Origin of the sequence: Pseudoalteromonas piscicida, from assembly GCF_000238315.3 — a bacterium.
Lineage (GTDB): Bacteria > Pseudomonadota > Gammaproteobacteria > Enterobacterales > Alteromonadaceae > Pseudoalteromonas > Pseudoalteromonas piscicida.
The window spans coordinates 919,704-940,754 of sequence record NZ_CP011924.1; the positions used below are offsets into that span (position 1 = coordinate 919,704).

Here is a 21,051-nt window from a genome sequence, read left to right on the forward strand (position 1 = left end):
GGCTAGAATGCGTTTATTACTGATCATTTTCAGCATAATTCTGTTTTCTAGTTTCGCCTATGCAGATCAGACTGTGTTGAAATTGACGCAGCCTTGGCAATATCAAAATTTACATCACGTTGGAAAGGCTTATGAGGCAAGTTCCAGTACAAGGTTTCCTCAAAGCTGGGATGAGTTGAGTGCATGGGAATCTATTCATGCGCCACTAAAGAAGAGAGCGCTGTTTTCTGGTCGTTATTTCTTGGTGACTAAAGTCAGAAATGAGACGCCGTTGAATGAATTTGTGCTCTATCCATACAATACGGTATTGAGCAAAATTGAGTCGAGGATATATACACCAGAGACGGTCTTGCGAGTTTTTTCAGGGGGCAAGGTCGAAAATGAATTTGCATTTCATTATGGTAACCAAGTCACGTTAGAACCAAACCAAGATTATTATATCGTTACGCTCTTCGAGAGTGATTTCTTTTACACCCCGGTAAAGTTGACCATTGAGCCTCTGAGAGACTTTCAGCAGGAGGTGGTCTATGAAAACCTTATCATGACGCTTTGTTTTGGTGTAGGCATTGTTCTTGGGCTTTATAACTTATTAATCTACATCGGCTCTAAAGATATCACTCATTTTTATTACGCATTATTTACTTGCGTGTGGGTATTTGCGTGGAGCCATTTCTTTCATATTCCCGACGAGCTATTCGGGTTTTACTCTGCAAACTTACATTGGTTAGGTTTTGCGCTTGCGCCATTAACCAACGCGTTATTTTATATCCATCTTTTAAAACTCAAGGATGTTCATCCAAACTATGTGTCGATTTCTATCTGGCTCGGAGTGATAGCAGCGCTTGGACTACCGTTTTGTATTCTTTTCCCAGGTTTTGGCTTTATTTGGGCAACATTGGTAACGGGATTAGCGCTCTGTTTCGGACTATTTGTCGGTATTAAGCGCTGGGTTGAGGGCTTTAAGCCAGCTCGCTATTTTGTGATGGCATATATCGCAATGGCGATCCCCAATATGGTGGGCAATTTAACTAACTTAAGTTTGCTGCCAGAATCGTCGAGTAACTTATATCTTTACGGTTTAATAGGTACTGCGCTTGATGCATTACTGTTGGCTTTCGCGGTTGCGGACAAATTTAGAATTACCAGTGAAGAAAATATAGAACTAAACAAAAACCTTGAAGCAAAGGTGTTAAAACGTACTTATGAGTTAGAGCAGGTGGCCTCAGAGCTTAGAGATGCTAGTGAGGCAAAAAGTCGATTTTTGGCGAACATGAGCCATGAAATAAGAACACCAATGACGTCAATTATTGGTTATGCCGATGGCATTATGCTCGGAGATATTAAGCCGCATGAGCGTAATCACGCAATCTCCGTTATTTTACAAAACTCGCGCCATGTACTTGGACTAATTAATGACATTTTGGATATGTCTAAAATTGAGGCTAATAAACTAGAAGTTGAGTTGGTGGAGTCAAACCTTTTTCAAGCAATTGCGCATGTCGATTCGTTATTGGGTAAGCAAATTAGAGATAAAGGGCTTGAGTTTGCATTGAATTATCACTTTCCACTGCCTGATTTTGTGGTTATTGATCCCACTCGATTGCGGCAGATATTACTAAATCTCACATCTAACGCAATGAAGTTCACGACGGTTGGTAAAATCTCGATTGATGTGGCGTGTCAAAACGAGCGCCTTATGATCACGGTACGAGATACCGGGATAGGAATGACAGCGGATGAGCAAAAAGAATTATTCAGTGCGTTTTATCAAGCCGACTCTTCCACATCAAGGAAATATGGTGGGACAGGGCTTGGACTAAATATTTCCAAAAGCTTAGCGAGGAAGTTAGATGGTGATATTTCGGTAGAAAGTGAGGTAGGTTCAGGTACTGCCTTTACTCTTACTGTTGGCCTATATACCACCGAGAAAACAAAGTGGGTGCAAAGTCTCGCTCAAATTGGCGATGTTCGTGAACAAGGCACAATACCTGATGAAATAAATCAAGAGCTTAAAGGTGAAGTGTTATTAGCTGAAGATAACACAGACAATAGTAAGCTTATTAAGCGTATTTTAGAGCGTATGGGCTTATCTGTGACGGCGGTTGAAAATGGTCAGCTAGCGGTACAGGCGGTACTAGATGGTGATTTCGATTTGATATTAATGGATATTCAAATGCCGGTAATGGATGGTGAGCAGGCGTTTAGCTTTATTCAGGCCACTGGCTGTAGCACACCTGTGATTGCATTAACTGCCAACACCATGCAGCATGAAATTGAGCGTTATTTAAAACTTGGATTTAGTGATCATCTCGCAAAACCTATCGATAGAGTCGTATTCAGTCAAAAAATAGCCTATTATTTGGATATCCAAGTCGATGAGGAAGTTGATCTGCCTGAAGCCGAGTTTTATCAGTTAAAGCAACAGTATATTTCTGGGCTGCATGAGCAAATCATTCAGATCAAGAATCAAGCTAAGTATCAGGATTACGATGCGTTAGCAAAAACAGTTCACGCGATTAAAGGCACTGCTGCGATGTTTGATTGTATTGATATTCATAAAATCGCAAACGAGTTGGATGTTAAGCTGAAGAATAAACAACTCGAGTGTGTAGAAGTACAGCTAACTGAATTACTTGGCGCAATGACAGCCGCTATTGAGTCAGAAAAGCAGCAAACCAAACAAGCTTAGTTTTCTACGCCTTATAAATATTTACAGCGGATAGAGTGACCGTTCAAGGATGCCATAAAACACTTTATCTTAATGGCTGCAGACTATAGATTTGAGTTTTACTTAAGTTAGGGAAATCCTCCCGCTGCTTATAGTTAGCATATAGATTGGAAAATATGGTGGTTTTGGATAGTTTATCTAGGCTTGCAATAAATAAACGTCCACTGTTTTTGTCTCCCGATATTACACTGCTTTTACAGCACTGCTGAAATGAGGAAATAAGCGTTCTGATAGTATTCTTGTTGCCCATATCCTGTAGTGCAATTTCTGCTTCTATAAAGAATGCAACTCCACTCCAATAGACTCTTTGTTGCGCGTTTAATGACCACATATGTTCGCTCACTCTTTTAAGTGACCCTTTATTCATTAGCGTATTTTTTGCGCCTCGGCTGAGCCCTGAAATTAATCTTGTATGAAACTCCCCAACATTAAAAATATTGTTCTCTAGCATAATGACATTTTGTAAATAGGTAGCAAGTCCCTCTGCAAGCCAGAAATCTGAGTGGTCAAGCAAAGGATGATAAAGGTGAGCAATTTCATGGTACAAGGTCCAATCTTTAATCAGCACTCGGCTTGAGGTAAATCGTTTGATTTGGAGTAGAATAGCATCGGGTTTGCCACGCTGAACCGTGCCCCATGGCACTGGCTCAGATGCGAATAAGCTCGGTTCAATAATAAATGGAAGTGTTTGCTGTTGCAGTGCTCCCAAGGAAGACTCTGTTGCTTCAACACCGCGTTCTAGCCAAGTTTCTACATGTTGTCGATCACTGCTATTTATCCAGCCCTTATATTCGATTTCAATTTCGGTTGCCTGTGTAGCGACAATTAAATTGAACGACAGTATTAGCATTAATAATTTCATTATTTTCTCTACAAAGGTTACTTCGTAAATAGACCTGAGAACGCATCATTTCATTCTTGATATTGAGATTATCTCAACTGACCTCGTTGGATGATTATGTAAAACTGAATAAAACAACGTTAAAAGGAAATAAGATGAAAGTCACCGCACTTAGTTTATTGTTATTGAGTCCTGTTGCTTTGGCAAACCCACTTTTAGGTACTTGGGAGTTTGTTGAGGGAAAATATGCCACCACAGATGGCATTGTATCAGCGAAAGCGCCGAGCTTGACGTCGATAAAGTTAATTACTGAGGCTCACCACAGCTACATTACGCAAAGCGAAGGAAAGTTTAAATACGCTGGTGGGGGGAGTTACAAAATAGAGGGAGATAGATTTATCGAAACCTATGAATATGGAAATGTTACTACTTTACTCGGTCGAACGATGTCATTCAGCTACAAGATTGATGGTAATTTATGGCATCATGAACTGTATGAAGATGGTAAGTTTGTCGAGAAGGAAGTATGGAAAAAAGTTCAGTGATCCCAAAGAAGATGCGTTATATCAGTCACGCATCTTCTCAGCTTCAAATCCAATATACCGAAACACCAGCATTGAGTGCAAAGCAAGTGCTAATCAAAGTGCATGCATTTGGGGTTAATAGAGCAGACATTTTGCAAAAACAGGGGAAATATCCTGCGCCAGAAGGCGATAGTGAGATTTTGGGTCTGGAAGTGTCTGGAACGATAGTTCAAGTAGCGTCTCCTGAGCTTGAACATTTACTTGGTGATCAAGTGTTCTGTTTAACCTCTGGCGGTGGCTATGCTGAGTACGTGGTTGCACAAAGTGAATTACTCATGCCGTTAACCGAAGGCTTGTCGTTGAGCTATGCGGCAGGCTTAGCTGAAGTATATCTTACGGCCTATGATGCGATTGTACGAACAGGGCAGCTAAATTCTAATGGGATTTTACTATGCCATGGTGGCGCTTCGGGTGTTGGCAGTGCTGCCATAAGGATTGCAAAAAGGCTTGGTGCAACGGTCATTACTACCCAAAGTAGCAAGGAAAAGGCCGAGTACGCAAAGTCTCTGGGTGCAGATCACACGATTAATTATTTAGACAGTGACTTTGCTGAAGAAATGAAAAAACTTGGTTTGAAAGCAAATGTCATTCTTGATCCAGTTGGCGGTGAATACCTCAGAGCGAACCTAAGAGTTGCAGCAATGGATTGTCACTGTGTGATGCTCGCAATGCTAGGCGGAAGATATACAGAGCTAGACTTTGCCAAGTTACTCGCGAAAAGATTTAACTTGCATGGAAGTACGTTAAGAAATCGCTCCTTGAGCTATAAAAAGGAATTAGTGAAAGATTTTCTGAATGAGTTTGGCTCGGACCTGTCGGATCAGACGATGAAGATACCAATATATAAGGAGTTATATTGGGGTGAAATTGAGCAAGCCCACGATATTCTCGAACACAACCAGAATCTCGGGAAGGTGATAGTTAGAGTTAGTTGACTGTTTATTTATACAGTTGCTATTCTATCACTTCTTAGTGATTCGAGGAGTGAATATTTTGACGTTCAAAATTGAAGAGAAAGTACCTTGCCCAGAGGAATATTGTGATTTGCGAATAGCCGCTGGATTATCTGCAAAATCTCTAGAAGCAGCCACAAGGGGACTACCTAACTCATTATACGGGATCGCAATTCGACATAACAAACAACTTGTGGCAATGGGCCGGGTGGTTGGAGACGGAGGTTGCAATTTTGAAGTTGTCGATGTTGCCGTCAATCCACTTTATCAAGGGCAGGGATTAGGGCGTACAGTAATGGAATATATTGATGGTTACTTAGCAGCAAATGTTTTGCCGGGCTCTTATGTTTCAATGATTGCGGACGAGCCTGCTTTTTATGAAAAGCTGGGTTACCGCCTTGTATCTCCAGCGAGTCAAGGAATGACAAAGAAGTTCACAGTAGACCCCATTAAAAGCACTAACATTTGAATTCTCAACTTTTTTCTTGGCTGATAAGAAATAGCGAAAGGTGTTACTTCTAGGTATAGATAACTTTTGACGGGGTACAACCGAGTGGATCCGAATTATCGACCTTTGGCGCGGGTTATAGAGAGTAGGTAGTGCTTTTTCTTTATTTGAATTAGATCTAAGGTTGGTACAACCGAGTGGATTCGAACCACCGACCCCTACCATGTCAAGGTAGTGCTCTAACCAACTGAGCTACGGTTGTATTATAAGATTTGGTACGACCGAGTGGATTCGAACCACCGACCCCTACCATGTCAAGGTAGTGCTCTAACCAACTGAGCTACGGTTGTATTATAAGATTTGGTACGACCGAGTGGATTCGAACCACCGACCCCTACCATGTCAAGGTAGTGCTCTAACCAACTGAGCTACGGTTGTATTATAAGATTTGGTACGACCGAGTGGATTCGAACCACCGACCCCTACCATGTCAAGGTAGTGCTCTAACCAACTGAGCTACGGTTGTATTATAAGATTTGGTACGACCGAGTGGATTCGAACCACCGACCCCTACCATGTCAAGGTAGTGCTCTAACCAACTGAGCTACGGTCGTACAATAACATTTTCTTATTAATTGTTTTCAGGTCTGTGCCTGTCAACGCGTTGTAATATATAGTGACTCAGCTAACGGATCAAGCGGCTTTAAGTAATTTTTTGATTGTTTGCCTTTTTTTTGTTCATACTGGAGGGATTTCACACAGCTCGTAAAATTTTTGCCACCATTTTACGTGTGCTTTCGCAGAATCTTTAAGGTTATCCAAGTGTTGTTGAAGCGTGAGCGGATCGGCAAGGTTATTATTTTGATACAATAGGTGGATAGGTTGCCAGGCTGTGATCAACTCTTCCATAGAAAGAGAGAGCATCGCCTGATAAGGCTGAAGAACGGATAAATAATATTTGTTGAAGATATTGTTTATGATCTGTGCCTGCTTTTTATTTTCGCCACTTTTGCAAATGCCATCTCTTAGCCCAAGTTTTTGTAATTGGCTTGTAGTCGCATTATTCAGTTGAGTCTGTTTACGAACGCTCGTCACTAAAGTTGAGATAAATCGCTGAGAAAGCACCTTTAAAGCGGGTGTGAGTGTGGCAGGGTTGAGATTTTCTGGCGTATCCATGTTTATTGCCAGCTCTGCGAGCTCGTTAACTGCCTCTAGCATGTTGCTGTGGGCTGCTGGCAGCTCCAGTGGTACTTCTTCAGCGATTAACAAGCTCAAACTTGCCAACTCTCTTTCAAATGTCATCATATGAAGCAAGTAACGTGAAAGCTGCTGTTTCTTTTCCTGTGCGGCTTGAGTTAACGTTTGTTTCAGCTCATCGCTCGTTTTTGGGTGCTGAATGCAGTGAGGCGCTTGCTGAATAAATAAGATGCTATATTTCAAGCGCTCGCTTGGGTAACTTACTTTCCCTAATTGATTATTGTGCGCAGCGATGAGATTTGTGACTTTGCAGTGTCCAGCGGTCGCGATGTCTAACATAGAGATAGTTAGCTCACTTGTCGGCAATGGTACTTTTTGTACCTCCGGATTGTAAAGTGGTGCTGGGAGTACCACCTCTATGTCAGTTGCGCTCGCCAAACGTTGTTGATATTCAACAGCAATATCGCTCGGCTGCTTGCTGCAGCCGGCCAAAGTAAAAAGTAATAGCGTACTAGCTATTCGCTTGATTAATCTCAAATTTCACCCGTTTGTTTACGCATGTCACCAATAATACTGCCGCCGTACTCAAGCCAATAATAATACCAATCCAAAAGCCTTGAGGACCCATTGCAGGCGTTATTAAATCGGTCTTTGCTAATACATAGCCTAATGAAAACCCAATTAGCCAATATGATACAAAGGTAACCCAAGATATTGGTTTAGTATATTTGAGTCCCCTTAACACACCATTTGCTGAGACTTGTAATGCATCGGGTAATTGATACAAACAAGCCAGCACCATAATGCTGGTTGCAAGAGCGGCTACTTCAGTATTGTTTGTATAGAGCCAAACAATCTGATCTCTTCCTATATACGTAATGAGTGCGACAAATAGTGCAATTAAGGTAGCCAAAAGAAACGCGGTATTTACTGAAAGTTTAAGTTGGTCTAAGGCTCCTTGTCCAGTTAGATTGCCGATCCGTATTGCAATAGCCATCGACAAACTCAATGGCATCATAAACAGCATAGTAGTGACGCTGGCAGCAATTTGGTGACCAGATACGGAAATAGGACCTAGATCTGCAATAAATAAAGGAATACAAGCAAATAGCGTAACTTCAAAGAAGGTTGCCAATGCAATTGGAAAGCCAAGTGCAGCAACATATTTCATCATAGATAGACTTGGCTTGGTAAAACCGCTGATGAGGGCCTTTCCATCTATGTGTTTACTCTTCAAGCTATACACCCACTGTGCAATTGCCATTGACCAAAGCACGATAGATGTAGCGAGGCCACAGCCCGCACTACCAAGCGCTGGCGCGCCAAACTTACCATAGATGAAAATATAGTTAGCAACGACATTGATACAAAGACCAACAATACTGATGTAAAAAGCAGGCTTTGTTTGGCCAACCCCTTCGGTGACATTGCGGTATACCGTAAAGATCAAAAAGCCCAATAGACCCCATTTTACAAAATCAATATAGCCTTGAGCGAGGGTCTGAACATTCTCACTTGCCCCGATATTTGAAAAAACCATAGAAGTAAAGTTCGCTAAAACCAAACCAACGGTAAAAAGCGCTAAAGCAAGATACAAGCTTTGCTGGAAAAATCGTTTGATCCCAGCAGTGTCATTAGCACCATGGCAATGTGCAACAATACTCGTAAGTGCAAGTAAGATCCCTTGTAAACTAAAAATCAAAGGGTTCCAAACACCCGTAGCAATAGAAAGAGCAGCTAAGTCCTCAGCACTGACTTGACCTGCCATCATCGTATCAACGACGGTCATTAAGACTAACGTAACTTGAGCGAGAAAAACGGGGATCGCAAGTTGAAGCAAGCGTCTGGCTTCCCAAGTTGAAAAATTCATGGTGAGATACTACTTAAGGCGTAAAAGCGTTAGTTTATTTTAGTGCTTTGTTTTTAGCAAAATTTTGCGGCTAGCAGTCGCAACTATTTTTATCTAGTTGGATATTCTATACAAATTAAGTACATCTCTTAGTGCGATTTCGCTACAATCTCAAGGATAAATTAAGAGGGTAGATATGTTTACAGGAATTGTTCAAACAAAAGCGACGGTGGTGTCGGCGAAGCAGGTCGATAATATTTTAAAATTAGTTATTTCTGTTGGTGCTGAATACCTCGATAAGCTGACCTTGGGGGCGAGCATTGCAATTAATGGATGCTGCCTAACGGTGGTGCACTTCGAACAGCCAGAAAATGATGTGGTAGGGCAAGTTTGCTTTGATGTGATTGATGAAACATTGAGACTCACTAATCTAGGTGAAGTACAAAGAGGGTCGCAAGTTAACTTTGAACGCTCAATGACGTTTGGGACAGAACTCGGCGGACATATAATTTCAGGCCATATTCAAACAAGCGCGAAGATCAGTGAAATACATCGCAACGAAGGCAACTGTAGGATGCATATAGCCTTGCCAGAAGCCTGGCATAAATATGTTATGTATAAAGGCTTTATCGCGTTAAACGGTGCGAGTCTGACAGTGGGGGAGCTTGATCATGCCGGATTTTGGTTACACCTAATACCTGAAACGCTGGCACTTACCAATTTAGGTACGATGTGCGTGGGAGATACTGTAAATATAGAGGTTGACCAACAAACCTACACGATTATTAATACCGTGGAAAACTACATGAAGAAGCAAACTTTATTGAAGCACAGCTAGTACTTTGCCCGAGTAATACCCTTTACGTCTATCCTGAGATACAAAAAGTACAGGCTGAGGTTGCGCCAACATGATAAGCAGCTCGCAAATGAGCTGCCCTTTATATAGTACTTCTTCTTTGGTTAAAACACTTGTTCGTCGTCGCTATCAACCCTAAGCTCAAGCTTATTGTGCAGTTGGTCTAAGTGCATATTTAGGTGTATTGGATTGCAACAAGCAGCACAGTCTTCGTAGTAGTCCTGATCGCCTTCACTTGTATCAAGATTGACAAAAATATGATGTCCACAATGAGGACATTCAATACGTTGTTGATATAGGCTTTTCATTGGCCCTCCACCTGAATTGGCCAAACTAAATACCCTTTAACTATAGCGCATTGTGACGAAAATATGGCAGTTATTTGAGCAGGGCTTGCACTTGTTCAGCCGCGTCCCGTATGTACTTGCCAGCAAACAAGTTTGCTTGCACTAAAAGAGGATATAAGCGATAAATGTCTAATCGCTCAGGTGCATTTTCTGCAAGTGGATAGATAGACTCGTAACCACGATAGAAGTCATCTGGTAGCGGAGCGAATAACGAAGCCATCGCAATATCAACTTCTCTATCACCATAATAGCAAGCTGGGGAAAATAGCACGGGTTTTTGATGGCTAAAGCCAATGTTACCATGCCAAAAATTACCGTGAACCAAGGACGGTTGAACTTGGTGCGGAAGGAGTGGCTTAAGCTGCTCCACAAATGTATCAATATCAGTGAGGATAATCCCTTTTTCAGCAAGCAGTTGCAGTTGCCAACCGATTCTTTCCTCAGCAAAAAAAACTTCCCATTTTTTGTGCCATTAATTTGGTTGCGGCAGCTCATGAATATAATTATCTTCTTCTAGGCCGTACATTTCCTGTTCATGACGTTGGTGCATTTTAGCAAGGCTTTGACCGCACTCAAGCCAGTTTTCATTGCGATGATCTAGTTCTAACCATTCCAGCACAATAAAGCAGAACTCAACACTCGTACCTAGGGTAATTGTATCGGCCACGAGGAAATCAGAGTCGCGAATGAGCTTTTCACGATTAGATGCTTCACATTCAAATCGCTCTAAAGCCTGAATAGGGGCTACTTTGACCAAAAATTGATGGGTATCGTCTGCAATCTTATAAAGTTTTTTAGACCCATAACTTTTTAAGGTTTGTTTTGAAGTAAACTCAAAAGCGTCATGGAGAGATTCTGAGATTTGTTGGTTGACTTTGTTCCACATAAGTTAGATCCAACATATTCACTTACTCTAAAATATGGTTGAAATTCTCAAGATCACAAATACTTGAGGCCTTTTTCTAAAAAAAATAAAATATCGCGTCTGTCATTTTATCCAAGGGAAGTACATTGAATAAAAATATCATCACCAATTTACTCGCGGTACTGCTAACAGGTACTGGCTTAGCACTAGAAAACGACGTGATGTTTTCGGTTGGATTGTTTGCATTATCTGGTGCACTGACGAATTGGTTAGCGGTACATATGTTATTTGAGAAAGTGCCTTTCCTCTATGGTTCAGGGATTATTACGCTTAAGTTCGAATCGTTTAAAGTGTCGATTCGAGAGCTCATTTTGAGCGAGTTCTTTAGTAGAGAAAAACTAGAAAAATTTCTCGGCAAGGAGCATCCAAAGTTTGACTTGGCGCCGATAGCCAATAAAGTCGATTTAAATCCAGCGTTTGACCGTTTGTTAAGTGTCATTGAAGCGTCGCAATTTGGTGCGATGCTGCAGATGTTTGGTGGGACTGAAGCTGTACAACCGCTGCGAGAGCCATTTATTGAGAAAATGCGATTAGCAATAGTTGAGCTCGGTGAACAGCCTGAGTTTGATGCTGCAATTAGTGAGTCGCTCAGTAACGGTCTACTCGGTGATGACTTACATCAAACCATTGAAAAAGCGGTGGATGATCGACTCAATGAACTAACGCCGAAAATGGTAAAGGAGATTGTACAAAATATGATTAAGACTCACTTGGGTTGGTTAGTTGTGTGGGGAGGCGTCTTTGGTGGTCTATTTGGGTTATTGGCTACAGTTGTGTAGCTAAGCTGAGAAAAAGGCGCAGTCAGGGATTGCTACGCCTTGCTTTCTTGTTTACAAATATGTCGACATGACTACTTAGATCCTGAGACAAAAATGGTCTTTTTATCTAGTTTAGCGATGTCTTTAATACTGGTTTCTACTTTACTGTCTACACCAAGGAAGTCAGCAGCTTTATTAAACCCGTAGGTTGCTGCAAATTTGCCGACTGGCATATCATTGCAATGTAGTTTTTCTTCTACAACACGTTTCTTTAGGTGGTTCTCTTTAATGGTGTGGAACAAGTGAATCTTATTGTCTTTGACTACCGACATACAAACTTTAGTCGCTTTACTATTATCCGCAGCAACAAAGTCTGCAGCAGATGCGGTACCTGCGATCAGAAGCGAGGTTGCACATACTAAATTGAACAGTTTCATGGTTAGCTCCTTGGCTATCTCTAGGACACGTTCTTAGTATTACTAAAGTTGCCGCAGAATGCTGTAAATCAAGTAATTCCGAATGTAATAGAGTATGTCAAATGTGTGCAGGCTTTCTATCTATCTGTAAAGTAATAAATTATTTTGTTTCTAAAGATACAAATAGCAAAAACTTTTTTCACTATAAAATACCATTATCGATAATTTAACACTTCATTCTTAGATTTACTTCCTCTTTGTTACTTATGACTCTTGATGTGTCAAAACGTGTCAATATTGACGCTCATTTACATTCCGTTGTGGCAACTAAGGCTTTTCGAAATTACTCACTGATGACAACATGCGTTATAATGTCCGGACGTTCGTCGTAATTACTTGTCACTAAAACTCATAATTGCGTAAAGTGCGATGGCATGAGTTAAAGTCACAAAAAAACAATAGAGATGACAAAAATGTATAAATTTGCTCCCTCCATAGTCGTAGCTGGCATTGCCGCAGCTTTGATGGGCTGTCAGGATAACGGCCCACAAAAAGAAAAAGTTACCATAGAGAAAAACCCGTACCCAAGTACTTACAAGCCTGTACCTTCTCAATCAACCCTAATCACTAATGCTACCGTTCTTACCGGAACGGGTGAAAAGATAGAACAAGGTGATGTCTTTATTGTTGATGGTAAAATCAAGCAAGTTGGTAAAGACCTATCTGTCACGGCAGATATTACCATTGATGCTGAAGGTAAATGGGTAACACCTGGCATTATCGATGTACATTCTCATTTAGGGGCTTACCCCAGCCCAAGTGTAGAATCGCACAGCGATGGCAATGAAATGATTAACCCTAATACTTCTCAGGTATGGGTAGAGCATTCTGTATGGCCGCAAGACCCGGGCTTTAACCGAGCTAGAGAAGGTGGGATCACCACGCTACAAATCTTACCTGGCTCTGCAAACCTATTTGGTGGTCGTGGTGTTACCTTAAAGAATGTACCGGCACCAACGATGCAAGCAATGAAATTCCCAGAAGCGCCATATGGGTTAAAAATGGCATGTGGTGAGAATCCAAAGCGTGTATATGGCTCCAAAGGTGTCGCCCCTTATACTCGTATGGGTAACATGGCAGGATACCGTGAAGCTTGGATTGAAGCTGGTGAATATAAGCGCGCGTGGGAACAATACGAAGCCGAGTATGCTGCTGGATTGAATCCGGATGCCCCAAAACGTGATATCAAGTTCGATACGCTTCGTGGTGTGCTAGATGGTGAAATCTTGATCCATAACCATTGTTATAAAGCGGAAGAAATGGCAATGATGATCGACTTGTCTAAAGAGTTTGGTTATCACGCAGGGACGTTCCACCACGGAATTGAAGCATACAAGATTGCAGATCTATTAGGTGAAAACGGTAACTGTGCTGCGCTTTGGCCAGATTGGTGGGGCTTTAAGATGGAAGCCTATGATATGGTTCAGGAAAACGTTGCAATTGTTGATGCAGTGAAAAACTCATGTGCAATTGTTCACTCGGATTCAGATACCACAATCCAACGCTTGAATCATGAAGCCGCAAAAGTGATGAACACGGCTAACCAGTCTGGCTTTAACATTAACGAGCAGCATGCAATTAAGTGGATCACCTCGAACGCTGCTAAGTCGTTAGGCATTCAGGATAAAACTGGATCGCTAGAGCAAGGTAAACAAGCCGATGTAGTAATTTGGAACACCAACCCGTTCAGCGTCTACTCTCGTGCAGAGCAGGTCTTTGTAGATGGTGGTAAAGTCTATGATCGTCACGATGAAAAATATCAAGCGGTTAGTGATTTTATGTTAGGTCAAAAGTAAGGAGTTGATGAGATGAAAACCATGAAATTAACCATGATCACTAGCGCACTGCTAGCTCACTCTGTTGCTTTTGCCAATGTTACTGCAATTACTAATGCAACGATCCATACCGCGACAGATGCTGGCGTGCTTGAAGGCGCGACCTTAGTTATCGAGAACGGTAAAATAAAAGCGATTAACCCAGATAACGTCACTGCTGATGTAACGATTGACGCCAGCGGTAAGGTTGTTACTCCAGGCTTTATCGGCTCAATGAACCAACTTGGTTTAGTTGAAGTTGGTGCTGTTGCTGCTTCTCGTGATGCTGGTGATGACGATGCCGGCGTAGACTTTGACGCAAGCACCGCATTTAATCCACGTAGTAGCTTAATTGCCTATGCAAGAAAAGGCGGTGTAACGCAAAACTTTGTCGCACCTTGGGGTGGTAAAAGTGAGTTTGCAGGGCTTGGTTTTGTTGTTGACTTATCTGGTGAATTTAACAGTGTGACCGACAAGCAAACAGCGTTAATTATTCACCTGGGTGCCAAAAGCAAAGGGTCTCGTGCAAAAGCGTTAGATAACGTTGTTAAAAAGCTTGAAGCACAGCAAGAAAAGCTTGCTAAGAAAGACAAAAAAGACGAGGGAAAACCAAGTTTAGAAGAACAAGTGTTAACTCAAGTGCTTGCGGGTGATATGCCTGTGATTGCGACGCTTTCAAGAGCGTCGGATATTCTTGAAGCGATTAAGCTAAAAGAAAAGTTTGGTTTAGATCTGATTCTTCAGGGGGCAGATGATGCGGTAGTGGTCGCTGAGCAATTAGCTGAGGCGAAAGTACCTGTTATTTTGAGTGCAGTATCAAACCTACCAGCTAGCTTTGACTCAATGCATGCAAGTCTAGATAACGCAGGTAAGCTTGAAAAAGCGGGTGTCAATGTCATCCTGTCAATTGGTGGTGACGGTAGTCATAACGTCTACCAGCTACGCTTTGATGCGGGTATTGCGGTAGCAAATGGCATGAGTCATGAAGGCGCACTTAAGGCGGTTACCGCTAACCCTGCGAAAGCACTGGGTATTGATGGCGGTGTAATTGAAGCTGGTAAACGTGCAGACATCGTAATGTGGAGTGCGGATCCGTTCGAATTCAGCACCACAATCGATAAAATCTGGATCAATGGTGAGGAAGTGTCTACTGAATCACGCCACGATAAGCTAAGAGACAGATATACGACAGATTCTGATATGCCTAGAGCGTATACGAAGTAATGTTTTTAAATTAGGGCCTCATTTGAGGCCTTTTTTAATTCGGTTTGTCCCGTCCTAAATAACCTGAGATTTGGGTAAGGAATGAGCTAACTAATTGTTCTTAAACTTAATGAAATTATTTCCTTATCTAGCCAGAGAGTTTTAGGGATAACTCCACTCTCGCGTCCTGCTACCGCCCAGGTACCTACATCCTAGTAGGCAAGACGAATTTACGCACCAATAGCTGGCTATTGGAAGTGAATTCAACGCAGTTAGCGCTAAAACTGGCTGGTGTAACGCAAAACTTTGTCGCACCTTGGGGTGGTAAAAGTGAGTTTGCAGGGCTTGGTTTTGTTGTTGACTTATCTGGTGAATTTAACAGTGTGACCGACAAGCAAACAGCGTTAATTATTCACCTGGGTGCCAAAAGCAAAGGGTCTCGTGCAAAAGCGTTAGATAACGTTGTTAAAAAGCTTGAAGCACAGCAAGAAAAGCTTGCTAAGAAAGACAAAAAAGACGAGGGAAAACCAAGTTTAGAAGAACAAGTGTTAACTCAAGTGCTTGCGGGTGATATGCCTGTGATTGCGACGCTTTCAAGAGCGTCGGATATTCTTGAAGCGATTAAGCTAAAAGAAAAGTTTGGTTTAGATCTGATTCTTCAGGGGGCAGATGATGCGGTAGTGGTCGCTGAGCAATTAGCTGAGGCGAAAGTACCTGTTATTTTGAGTGCAGTATCAAACCTACCAGCTAGCTTTGACTCAATGCATGCAAGTCTAGATAACGCAGGTAAGCTTGAAAAAGCGGGTGTCAATGTCATCCTGTCAATTGGTGGTGACGGTAGTCATAACGTCTACCAGCTACGCTTTGATGCGGGTATTGCGGTAGCAAATGGCATGAGTCATGAAGGCGCACTTAAGGCGGTTACCGCTAACCCTGCGAAAGCACTGGGTATTGATGGCGGTGTAATTGAAGCTGGTAAACGTGCAGACATCGTAATGTGGAGTGCGGATCCGTTCGAATTCAGCACCACAATCGATAAAATCTGGATCAATGGTGAGGAAGTGTCTACTGAATCACGCCACGATAAGCTAAGAGACAGATATACGACAGATTCTGATATGCCTAGAGCGTATACGAAGTAATGTTTTTAAATTAGGGCCTCATTTGAGGCCTTTTTTAATTCGGTTTGTCCCGTCCTAAATAACCTGAGATTTGGGTAAGGAATGAGCTAACTAATTGTTCTTAAACTTAATGAAATTATTTCCTTATCTAGCCAGAGAGTTTTAGGGATAACTCCACTCTCGCGTCCTGCTACCGCCCAGGTACCTACATCCTAGTAGGCAAGACGAATTTACGCACCAATAGCTGGCTATTGGAAGTGAATTCAACGCAGTTAGCGCTAAAACTGGCTGCTAGAAAGGCATTAATTATCCGAAGTTCAGGTTAAATACACTTGGCGGGTTTTGGCAATCCTGCTATTTTTGTTGCTTGTTTGGCTGGGCCTTTTGGAAATAACTTATATAAATAGATGCTATTACCTTTATCCTCGCCTAGTGCTTTAGCCATTGCCTTTACCAGCATGCGGATCGCAGGGCTGGTGTTGTATTCGAGATAAAAATTTCTCACAAACTCAATGACTTCCCAATGTGAATCTGAAAGCTCAATGTTTTCTTCCGCGGCTAGAAGTGGTGCTAAATCTTTAGTCCATTGAGTATGATCTAGCAAATAGCCTTGTTTATCTGTCTCGATAGTTTGGTTGTTAAATTCTAGCATGATGATTACCAAGTAATTGAATTGTTCATAGTAATGGTCAGCTCAACCCAATCTTTGTCAGAAATAAGCTTTACTCCGGCTTCTGGGACAATGCTTCTGGCACTGGCGCAGGTTTGCAGCATCACCACATTTGCATCTCCAGCTGAGATACGCGTTTGCCCAAAGCAGCCATCATTACACAATAAAATTGTGTCTTGATGGGATACAAACTGCAGCTGATCGCATGCTTCAATACTAGAAATAATATGTAGCGTACTCATAGTGTCACCACAAAGTCATGTTGTTTGATTAACGCAAGGATTTCATGTTGATTTTTGATTTCAGTAGCAACTGCAAGGGAGTGTGGCGATATGTTAAACTCCTCCATCGCTGACTGACAGGCATAAACCCGCTCGACATCATAAATTTCCAGAGTTTTTAATTGCTTAAACATATCTTTTAAACCCAGTAGTGGAGCATTGAGGGTTTTCTGGAGCGATAGCACAGCAGAACCGGTAAAAAGCCAACTTACTTGTTGATCAATCGCTGCATAGATTAGTGCGACATCGAGCGCTTCTTTCAGGCTATTTTGGTCAAATGGACTGGTTTGAGAAATAATTAACACGTTTTTACTCATTTAAACTGCATCCACTTATCAGACTTACTCGAGATCATGGCAAACTCCGCAAGGCCTGCAACGGTGAAAGGGCTAACGTCTTCGATGCTAACGCCGCGCTTTTCCGCAGCGGTGACACACAGCAACAGAGGGATCCCTTTATCTTTGATGCGTTGCCAAATCGCGTTGACTTGCAATTCGTCGGAAGCGTGTACGATATTTTGACTAGCGTGATAAACACCATCTTGGTATAGAAAGATACACGCGATTTGATGGTCACTTTTAATAGCGGCATCGACATACCGTTCTAGTATAGTTAACTTTGACTGTGCAGCTACGCCAAAGTGCACTGATATGGCTATTTGACTCAAATTTTACTCATAAAAAAGCCCCGTAATGGGGCTTATTTTATCAGAAATTCTGAGTTAGTCATCCGACGCGCCTAAAAGGGCAAGGATACTGGTAAATAAGTTATAAATACTTAAATACAAGCTCACAGTTGCAAGCACGTAGTTTGTCTCGCCGCCGTTGATAATTCGGCTTGTATCATAAAGGATAAAGCCAGACATTAATAACACGACTGCCGCATTAATTGCCATAAACGCGATGCTCGATCCAATGAACAAGTTTACTAGGCTTGAGATAATAACGACGATTAAACCAACCGTTAAAAAGCCGCCCATAAACGAAAAGTCTTTTTTCGTGGTTAGTGCATAAGCTGATAAACCGAAGAAAATTAACGCTGTTGTGCCAAGAGCTTGTACTATCAACATGCCACCATTTGGTAGTGCAGCATAGTGATTAAGCATAGGCCCAAGGCCGAAACCTAAAATACCAGTAAATAAGAATACAAGACCGATAGCAGAAGATGAGTTTGCTTTTTTACCGATAACAAATAGCAAACCAAATGCAACTAATGAACAAACAATACCGGTAAACGCTGGTAATGCCATTGTCATTGAAATTGCGGCTGTTACTGCACTGAACGCTAATGTCATTGCCAATAGGAAGTAAGTGTTTTTCAACACTTTGTTTGTTTCCATTGTCGACATGACAGGTTTTGCAGTGTTGTATGAATGATTGAATGCCATGATTCAAGCTCCTTAATAAAACATGCTGATCCCAAAAATAACTGAGATAAGAGTATCAATTGTTATATGTTGGGGCAATGATTTCTGGATCAATATCTGTCGTTAATTGGGTCTCTACGGTAATTGTTACTCAATACGTAAGACTTTGAATATTTTCAAAAGTTCGCTGAAATATCAAAAACACGCATAATTTTGGCTGGTTCTTAGACGATTGAGCCAAATTTTACGCAAACGATCAAATAATTGAAAAAAAAGCTTCACAAGCGCATGGGGATTCTCTATTATTCGCCCCGCTGCGGAGAGATGGCTGAGTGGTTGAAAGCACCGGTCTTGAAAACCGGCATACGTTAATAGCGTATCTAGGGTTCAAATCCCTATCTCTCCGCCACTTATTTTAGATTCATGCTTGAAAGCGTGGATTATAGGTTTTGGAGAGATGGCTGAGTGGTTGAAAGCACCGGTCTTGAAAACCGGCATACGTTAATAGCGTATCTAGGGTTCAAATCCCTATCTCTCCGCCACATTTAAAGCCCTCATATTTGAGGGCTTTTTTGTTTCTGATATCAGAAATCTCCCATCTTGCGATTTCACCGATATACTCTCGATAAAAATACCTATTAGACCAAAGTCGGCTAGTGCCGAGGCACTGCTTGCACAATACTCAATAGTGTTGAATGAATAATAAGTGTAGAGAGTGTTGAATATGAAACAAGTTGGCAAAGGGGTTGGGTTCTCTTTATTATCACCGTTAATTGTGGGCGGTGTGCTTGGGATTTACTACAGCTTTACACTCGGTCGCAGTGAGATGTTCTTTAACTTACTACTCAGCGCAATTTCTAACGCATACATCGTTGGTCTTGCAATGTGTCTATTCGTTGTTCCCGGATATATCCTTATGTTTAGGTACAACAAGGTGCAATATGGTGGTTTGTTAACACTAGGCTTACTTGGTGGTGCGGTATTTAGCTATCTTTTCGCTGCACAATCGGGTGTCGGTTTTATTGTTAACGCCTTAATGTCAATGCTCGCCGCGGGGCTATTCTTGTTTGGTTTACGGGCAGGTCATCGTAAAACTGAGTGATAATTAACCGAGCAGTGTCAGTTTTACAGATAATTAATACTTTTTCAGTCGAAAAGGTTTTAATTATTTCTCCGAAAGAGTACCTTTAGCTTTTGTCGTTCAATTCGTGAATTTGATGGTAATGCAAAAGCAAGACTTTTATCAGACTTTAGTTAAACAAGCTCAAGGGCTAATCAGTGGTGAACACAATGTGATTGCCAATATGGCAAACTTGAGTGCGCTTTTATTTACAACTCTTGAAGATATCAACTGGGCAGGCTTTTATCTTATGGATAGCGCTGAAGAGTTGGTTCTTGGGCCATTCCAAGGCAACCCTGCCTGCATTCGAATTCCTGTTGGTAAAGGGGTGTGTGGTACAGCTGCTGCAACTTGTGAAACGCAATTGGTTGAGGATGTTCATGCGTTTGCTGGCCACATTGCTTGCGATGCAGCATCAAATTCAGAAATTGTGATCCCTGTTTTTAAAGATAATAAAGTGATTGCCGTGCTAGACATTGACAGTCCTAGTCTGGCAAGATTTGACGAGCAGGATAAGATCGGATTAGAAGCGTTAGTTAAAGCGTTTGAGGAAACGCTTTAATGAAAGATATGCTTCAGGTACAAGATTATTTGTTTTCCTACGCCGATGTTGGTGATTGGGAAGGTGAAGAAGAAGTTGTTGCAGAACGCTTAAATGAACTTATTCATCACGCATGGGATTTGCTTCCCGAAGATTTAGACTGTGACACAATAGATAGGCTCATAGAAGGTATTTGGGAACATCTTCGCGGTGATTTAGCGCTTCTTGAAGCAGATATAGAAGAGCTAATTGACTGGGTTACACACTATATAAACTCGTCGCTCGATGAGCAGATGTAATTAATAGGTTTAAAAATGGAAACCACAAACAAGCTAAAAGACACAAATGAAGTATTAGACTTCTTATTTTCAGAATTTCCTAACTGCTTCAAGCAAAAGGAAGGGATTAAGCCATTAAAGGTTGGTATTTTCAAAGATATCGCTGAGCGTATTGAGGGGTCTGACAAAGTCAGTAAAACTCAAGTTCGTCAAGCACTTCGTAAATACACTTCAAACTGGCGTTATCTCGAAGCAGTCACGAAGAACGAGTTTCGTGTAGACCTAGACGGCAATCAAGCAGAAAAGGTTGAACAAGAGCACGTTGAACACGCAGAAAAAGCATTGACCGAGAGCCGTGCAAAAATGGCTAAGCGTAAAAAGCCACAGCGTCCAAACAATCGCGATGGCGAAACAAAATCTTACAAAAAGAAACCTCACTCTAGGGATCGTCAAGACCAAAAACGCCCTAAAATGAGTAATAAACCTGCTGAAGTTAAACCAAAGCGCAGTGGTAAAGTTGAACCTTTACCGGCTGAACAGGTCAAGGTTAATAACAAAGTTAAAGTTAAACTTGGTCAAGCGCTTGTAAACGCTACTATCACTGAAGTCAAAAATGATGAAGTGCACGTAGAGCTTGTAACAGGAATGCAAGTTAAAACTAAAGCAGATAGCCTATATATCCAGTAAGGAGTTGT

Annotated in this window: 22 protein-coding genes, 7 tRNA genes and 2 pseudogenes; 15 read left to right on the forward strand and 16 right to left on the reverse strand. The window is 41.7% G+C overall.

From position 1 onward, the window contains the following. Nucleotides 1–7: 7 nt before the first annotated feature. On the forward strand, nucleotides 8–2,689 hold the full coding sequence (locus PPIS_RS04320; protein ID WP_010371600.1) for an ATP-binding protein: 2,682 nt from the start codon (nucleotides 8–10) through the stop codon (nucleotides 2,687–2,689). 64 nt (nucleotides 2,690–2,753) lie between these two features. Here the strand turns inward: PPIS_RS04320 and PPIS_RS04325 are convergent, their stop codons facing one another. Next, nucleotides 2,754–3,590, reverse strand: coding sequence for a hypothetical protein (locus tag PPIS_RS04325; protein WP_010371597.1), 837 nt, complete (start codon nucleotides 3,588–3,590; stop codon nucleotides 2,754–2,756). A gap of 134 nt (nucleotides 3,591–3,724) precedes the next feature. On the opposite strand from PPIS_RS04325, the gene PPIS_RS04330 reads away from it, so the two are divergent. The 3 genes from PPIS_RS04330 to PPIS_RS04340 are packed head-to-tail and all read left to right on the forward strand — an operon-like array spanning nucleotide 3,725 to nucleotide 5,575. Then, nucleotides 3,725–4,114, forward strand: coding sequence for a hypothetical protein (locus PPIS_RS04330; RefSeq protein WP_010371595.1), 390 nt, complete (start codon nucleotides 3,725–3,727; stop codon nucleotides 4,112–4,114). Beyond that, entirely contained in the window at nucleotides 4,096–5,088 is a 993-nt protein-coding gene (locus PPIS_RS04335; protein WP_010371593.1) for an NAD(P)H-quinone oxidoreductase, read from the forward strand. Before PPIS_RS04330 ends, PPIS_RS04335 begins: the two co-directional genes overlap by 19 nt. A gap of 58 nt (nucleotides 5,089–5,146) precedes the next feature. Next, nucleotides 5,147–5,575, forward strand: coding sequence for a GNAT family N-acetyltransferase (locus tag PPIS_RS04340; RefSeq protein WP_010371592.1), 429 nt, complete (start codon nucleotides 5,147–5,149; stop codon nucleotides 5,573–5,575). Between the two features lie 164 nt (nucleotides 5,576–5,739). On the opposite strand, the gene PPIS_RS04345 is transcribed toward PPIS_RS04340, so the two are convergent. The 7 genes from PPIS_RS04345 to PPIS_RS04375 all read right to left on the reverse strand — a co-directional run bounded on the left by PPIS_RS04345 (nucleotide 5,740) and on the right by PPIS_RS04375 (nucleotide 8,621). Beyond that, nucleotides 5,740–5,816: transfer RNA gene (locus PPIS_RS04345), tRNA-Val, on the reverse strand. Nucleotides 5,817–5,827: 11 nt separating this feature from the next. After that, nucleotides 5,828–5,904, reverse strand: a tRNA-Val gene (locus PPIS_RS04350). Nucleotides 5,905–5,915: 11 nt separating this feature from the next. Then, nucleotides 5,916–5,992 (reverse strand) — tRNA-Val (locus tag PPIS_RS04355). A gap of 11 nt (nucleotides 5,993–6,003) precedes the next feature. Continuing rightward, a tRNA-Val gene (locus PPIS_RS04360) sits at nucleotides 6,004–6,080 on the reverse strand. An 11-nt stretch (nucleotides 6,081–6,091) separates the two neighbouring features. After that, a tRNA-Val gene (locus PPIS_RS04365) sits at nucleotides 6,092–6,168 on the reverse strand. 124 nt (nucleotides 6,169–6,292) lie between these two features. Beyond that, the gene (locus PPIS_RS04370) at nucleotides 6,293–7,288 is read right to left on the reverse strand and encodes a DUF3080 family protein (RefSeq protein WP_010371590.1); all 996 of its coding nucleotides are present in this window, start codon (nucleotides 7,286–7,288) and stop codon (nucleotides 6,293–6,295) included. Further along, on the reverse strand, nucleotides 7,263–8,621 hold the full coding sequence (locus tag PPIS_RS04375; RefSeq protein WP_010371587.1) for an MATE family efflux transporter: 1,359 nt from the start codon (nucleotides 8,619–8,621) through the stop codon (nucleotides 7,263–7,265). Before PPIS_RS04375 ends, PPIS_RS04370 begins: the two co-directional genes overlap by 26 nt. A gap of 175 nt (nucleotides 8,622–8,796) precedes the next feature. On the opposite strand from PPIS_RS04375, the gene PPIS_RS04380 reads away from it, so the two are divergent. Continuing rightward, a complete protein-coding gene (locus PPIS_RS04380; protein WP_010371586.1) occupies nucleotides 8,797–9,438 on the forward strand; it encodes a riboflavin synthase in 642 nt (213 codons plus the stop codon). A 122-nt stretch (nucleotides 9,439–9,560) separates the two neighbouring features. On the opposite strand, the gene PPIS_RS04385 is transcribed toward PPIS_RS04380, so the two are convergent. Both PPIS_RS04385 and PPIS_RS04390 read right to left on the reverse strand, forming a co-directional pair. Continuing rightward, nucleotides 9,561–9,764: a CPXCG motif-containing cysteine-rich protein gene (locus tag PPIS_RS04385; protein WP_010371584.1), complete on the reverse strand. Its 204-nt coding sequence runs from the start codon at nucleotides 9,762–9,764 to the stop codon at nucleotides 9,561–9,563. 70 nt (nucleotides 9,765–9,834) lie between these two features. Next, nucleotides 9,835–10,689 (reverse strand): annotated as a pseudogene (locus PPIS_RS04390) (fructosamine kinase family protein). A 125-nt stretch (nucleotides 10,690–10,814) separates the two neighbouring features. On the opposite strand from PPIS_RS04390, the gene PPIS_RS04395 reads away from it, so the two are divergent. Beyond that, entirely contained in the window at nucleotides 10,815–11,507 is a 693-nt protein-coding gene (locus PPIS_RS04395; RefSeq protein WP_010371583.1) for a DUF445 domain-containing protein, read from the forward strand. A gap of 71 nt (nucleotides 11,508–11,578) precedes the next feature. Here the strand turns inward: PPIS_RS04395 and PPIS_RS04400 are convergent, their stop codons facing one another. Beyond that, nucleotides 11,579–11,923: a DUF3718 domain-containing protein gene (locus PPIS_RS04400; RefSeq protein WP_010371580.1), complete on the reverse strand. Its 345-nt coding sequence runs from the start codon at nucleotides 11,921–11,923 to the stop codon at nucleotides 11,579–11,581. Between the two features lie 452 nt (nucleotides 11,924–12,375). On the opposite strand from PPIS_RS04400, the gene PPIS_RS04405 reads away from it, so the two are divergent. From PPIS_RS04405 to PPIS_RS04415, 3 genes and pseudogenes are all read left to right on the forward strand, one after another. Beyond that, nucleotides 12,376–13,758 (forward strand): amidohydrolase, encoded by a 1,383-nt coding sequence (locus PPIS_RS04405; protein WP_010371579.1) that lies wholly within the window; start codon nucleotides 12,376–12,378, stop codon nucleotides 13,756–13,758. Between the two features lie 12 nt (nucleotides 13,759–13,770). Further along, nucleotides 13,771–15,000, forward strand: a complete 1,230-nt coding sequence (locus tag PPIS_RS04410; RefSeq protein ID WP_010371577.1) for an amidohydrolase family protein — start codon at nucleotides 13,771–13,773, stop codon at nucleotides 14,998–15,000. Nucleotides 15,001–15,269: 269 nt separating this feature from the next. Continuing rightward, nucleotides 15,270–16,121, forward strand: a pseudogene (locus PPIS_RS04415) (amidohydrolase family protein); the annotation flags it as partial. Between the two features lie 301 nt (nucleotides 16,122–16,422). Here the strand turns inward: PPIS_RS04415 and PPIS_RS04420 are convergent. From PPIS_RS04420 to PPIS_RS04440, 5 genes are read right to left on the reverse strand one after another with little or no spacing between them, the layout of a single operon-like run. Further along, nucleotides 16,423–16,752, reverse strand: a complete 330-nt coding sequence (locus PPIS_RS04420) for a TusE/DsrC/DsvC family sulfur relay protein (protein ID WP_010371575.1) — start codon at nucleotides 16,750–16,752, stop codon at nucleotides 16,423–16,425. 5 nt (nucleotides 16,753–16,757) lie between these two features. Beyond that, nucleotides 16,758–17,012 (reverse strand): hypothetical protein, encoded by a 255-nt coding sequence (locus PPIS_RS04425; protein ID WP_010371573.1) that lies wholly within the window; start codon nucleotides 17,010–17,012, stop codon nucleotides 16,758–16,760. Continuing rightward, a complete protein-coding gene (locus tag PPIS_RS04430) occupies nucleotides 17,009–17,368 on the reverse strand; it encodes a DsrE family protein (RefSeq protein WP_010371570.1) in 360 nt (119 codons plus the stop codon). The genes PPIS_RS04425 and PPIS_RS04430 overlap by 4 nt, the downstream gene beginning before the upstream one ends. Beyond that, entirely contained in the window at nucleotides 17,365–17,718 is a 354-nt protein-coding gene (gene tusD, locus PPIS_RS04435; RefSeq protein WP_019647356.1) for a sulfurtransferase complex subunit TusD, read from the reverse strand. Before tusD ends, PPIS_RS04430 begins: the two co-directional genes overlap by 4 nt. Nucleotides 17,719–17,772: 54 nt before the next feature. After that, nucleotides 17,773–18,438 (reverse strand): Bax inhibitor-1/YccA family protein, encoded by a 666-nt coding sequence (locus PPIS_RS04440; RefSeq protein WP_010371565.1) that lies wholly within the window; start codon nucleotides 18,436–18,438, stop codon nucleotides 17,773–17,775. 297 nt (nucleotides 18,439–18,735) lie between these two features. Between PPIS_RS04440 and PPIS_RS04445 the strand changes: the two genes are divergently transcribed. The 6 genes from PPIS_RS04445 (at nucleotide 18,736) to proQ (ending at nucleotide 21,043) form a co-directional block, all read left to right on the forward strand. Further along, nucleotides 18,736–18,826: transfer RNA gene (locus tag PPIS_RS04445), tRNA-Ser, on the forward strand. A gap of 42 nt (nucleotides 18,827–18,868) precedes the next feature. Next, nucleotides 18,869–18,959, forward strand: a tRNA-Ser gene (locus tag PPIS_RS04450). A gap of 182 nt (nucleotides 18,960–19,141) precedes the next feature. Beyond that, on the forward strand, nucleotides 19,142–19,519 hold the full coding sequence (locus PPIS_RS04455; RefSeq protein WP_010371562.1) for a hypothetical protein: 378 nt from the start codon (nucleotides 19,142–19,144) through the stop codon (nucleotides 19,517–19,519). Between the two features lie 121 nt (nucleotides 19,520–19,640). Beyond that, complete coding sequence (locus PPIS_RS04460; RefSeq protein ID WP_010371559.1) at nucleotides 19,641–20,099, forward strand: GAF domain-containing protein; 459 nt, start codon at nucleotides 19,641–19,643, stop codon at nucleotides 20,097–20,099. Continuing rightward, nucleotides 20,099–20,377, forward strand: a complete 279-nt coding sequence (locus tag PPIS_RS04465) for a hypothetical protein (protein ID WP_010371557.1) — start codon at nucleotides 20,099–20,101, stop codon at nucleotides 20,375–20,377. The genes PPIS_RS04460 and PPIS_RS04465 overlap by 1 nt, the downstream gene beginning before the upstream one ends. Nucleotides 20,378–20,392: 15 nt before the next feature. Then, a complete protein-coding gene (proQ, locus tag PPIS_RS04470) occupies nucleotides 20,393–21,043 on the forward strand; it encodes an RNA chaperone ProQ (RefSeq protein ID WP_010371556.1) in 651 nt (216 codons plus the stop codon). Nucleotides 21,044–21,051 lie beyond the last annotated feature (8 nt).

What these genes read in the sequence shown, in the direction of transcription:
- PPIS_RS04320 (WP_010371600.1), top strand. Translation starts at nt 8, where the DNA reads ATGCGTTTATTACTGATCATTTTCAGCATAATTCTGTTTTCTAGTTTC.
- PPIS_RS04325 (WP_010371597.1), bottom strand. Translation starts at nt 3,590, where the DNA reads ATGAAATTATTAATGCTAATACTGTCGTTCAATTTAATTGTCGCTACA.
- PPIS_RS04330 (WP_010371595.1), top strand. Translation starts at nt 3,725, where the DNA reads ATGAAAGTCACCGCACTTAGTTTATTGTTATTGAGTCCTGTTGCTTTG.
- PPIS_RS04335 (WP_010371593.1), top strand. Translation starts at nt 4,096, where the DNA reads ATGGAAAAAAGTTCAGTGATCCCAAAGAAGATGCGTTATATCAGTCAC.
- PPIS_RS04375 (WP_010371587.1), bottom strand. Translation starts at nt 8,621, where the DNA reads ATGAATTTTTCAACTTGGGAAGCCAGACGCTTGCTTCAACTTGCGATC.
- PPIS_RS04380 (WP_010371586.1), top strand. Translation starts at nt 8,797, where the DNA reads ATGTTTACAGGAATTGTTCAAACAAAAGCGACGGTGGTGTCGGCGAAG.
- PPIS_RS04385 (WP_010371584.1), bottom strand. Translation starts at nt 9,764, where the DNA reads ATGAAAAGCCTATATCAACAACGTATTGAATGTCCTCATTGTGGACAT.
- PPIS_RS04400 (WP_010371580.1), bottom strand. Translation starts at nt 11,923, where the DNA reads ATGAAACTGTTCAATTTAGTATGTGCAACCTCGCTTCTGATCGCAGGT.
- PPIS_RS04405 (WP_010371579.1), top strand. Translation starts at nt 12,376, where the DNA reads ATGTATAAATTTGCTCCCTCCATAGTCGTAGCTGGCATTGCCGCAGCT.
- PPIS_RS04410 (WP_010371577.1), top strand. Translation starts at nt 13,771, where the DNA reads ATGAAAACCATGAAATTAACCATGATCACTAGCGCACTGCTAGCTCAC.
- PPIS_RS04420 (WP_010371575.1), bottom strand. Translation starts at nt 16,752, where the DNA reads ATGCTAGAATTTAACAACCAAACTATCGAGACAGATAAACAAGGCTAT.
- PPIS_RS04425 (WP_010371573.1), bottom strand. Translation starts at nt 17,012, where the DNA reads ATGAGTACGCTACATATTATTTCTAGTATTGAAGCATGCGATCAGCTG.
- PPIS_RS04430 (WP_010371570.1), bottom strand. Translation starts at nt 17,368, where the DNA reads ATGAGTAAAAACGTGTTAATTATTTCTCAAACCAGTCCATTTGACCAA.
- PPIS_RS04440 (WP_010371565.1), bottom strand. Translation starts at nt 18,438, where the DNA reads ATGGCATTCAATCATTCATACAACACTGCAAAACCTGTCATGTCGACA.
- PPIS_RS04455 (WP_010371562.1), top strand. Translation starts at nt 19,142, where the DNA reads ATGAAACAAGTTGGCAAAGGGGTTGGGTTCTCTTTATTATCACCGTTA.
- PPIS_RS04460 (WP_010371559.1), top strand. Translation starts at nt 19,641, where the DNA reads ATGCAAAAGCAAGACTTTTATCAGACTTTAGTTAAACAAGCTCAAGGG.
- PPIS_RS04465 (WP_010371557.1), top strand. Translation starts at nt 20,099, where the DNA reads ATGAAAGATATGCTTCAGGTACAAGATTATTTGTTTTCCTACGCCGAT.
- proQ (WP_010371556.1), top strand. Translation starts at nt 20,393, where the DNA reads ATGGAAACCACAAACAAGCTAAAAGACACAAATGAAGTATTAGACTTC.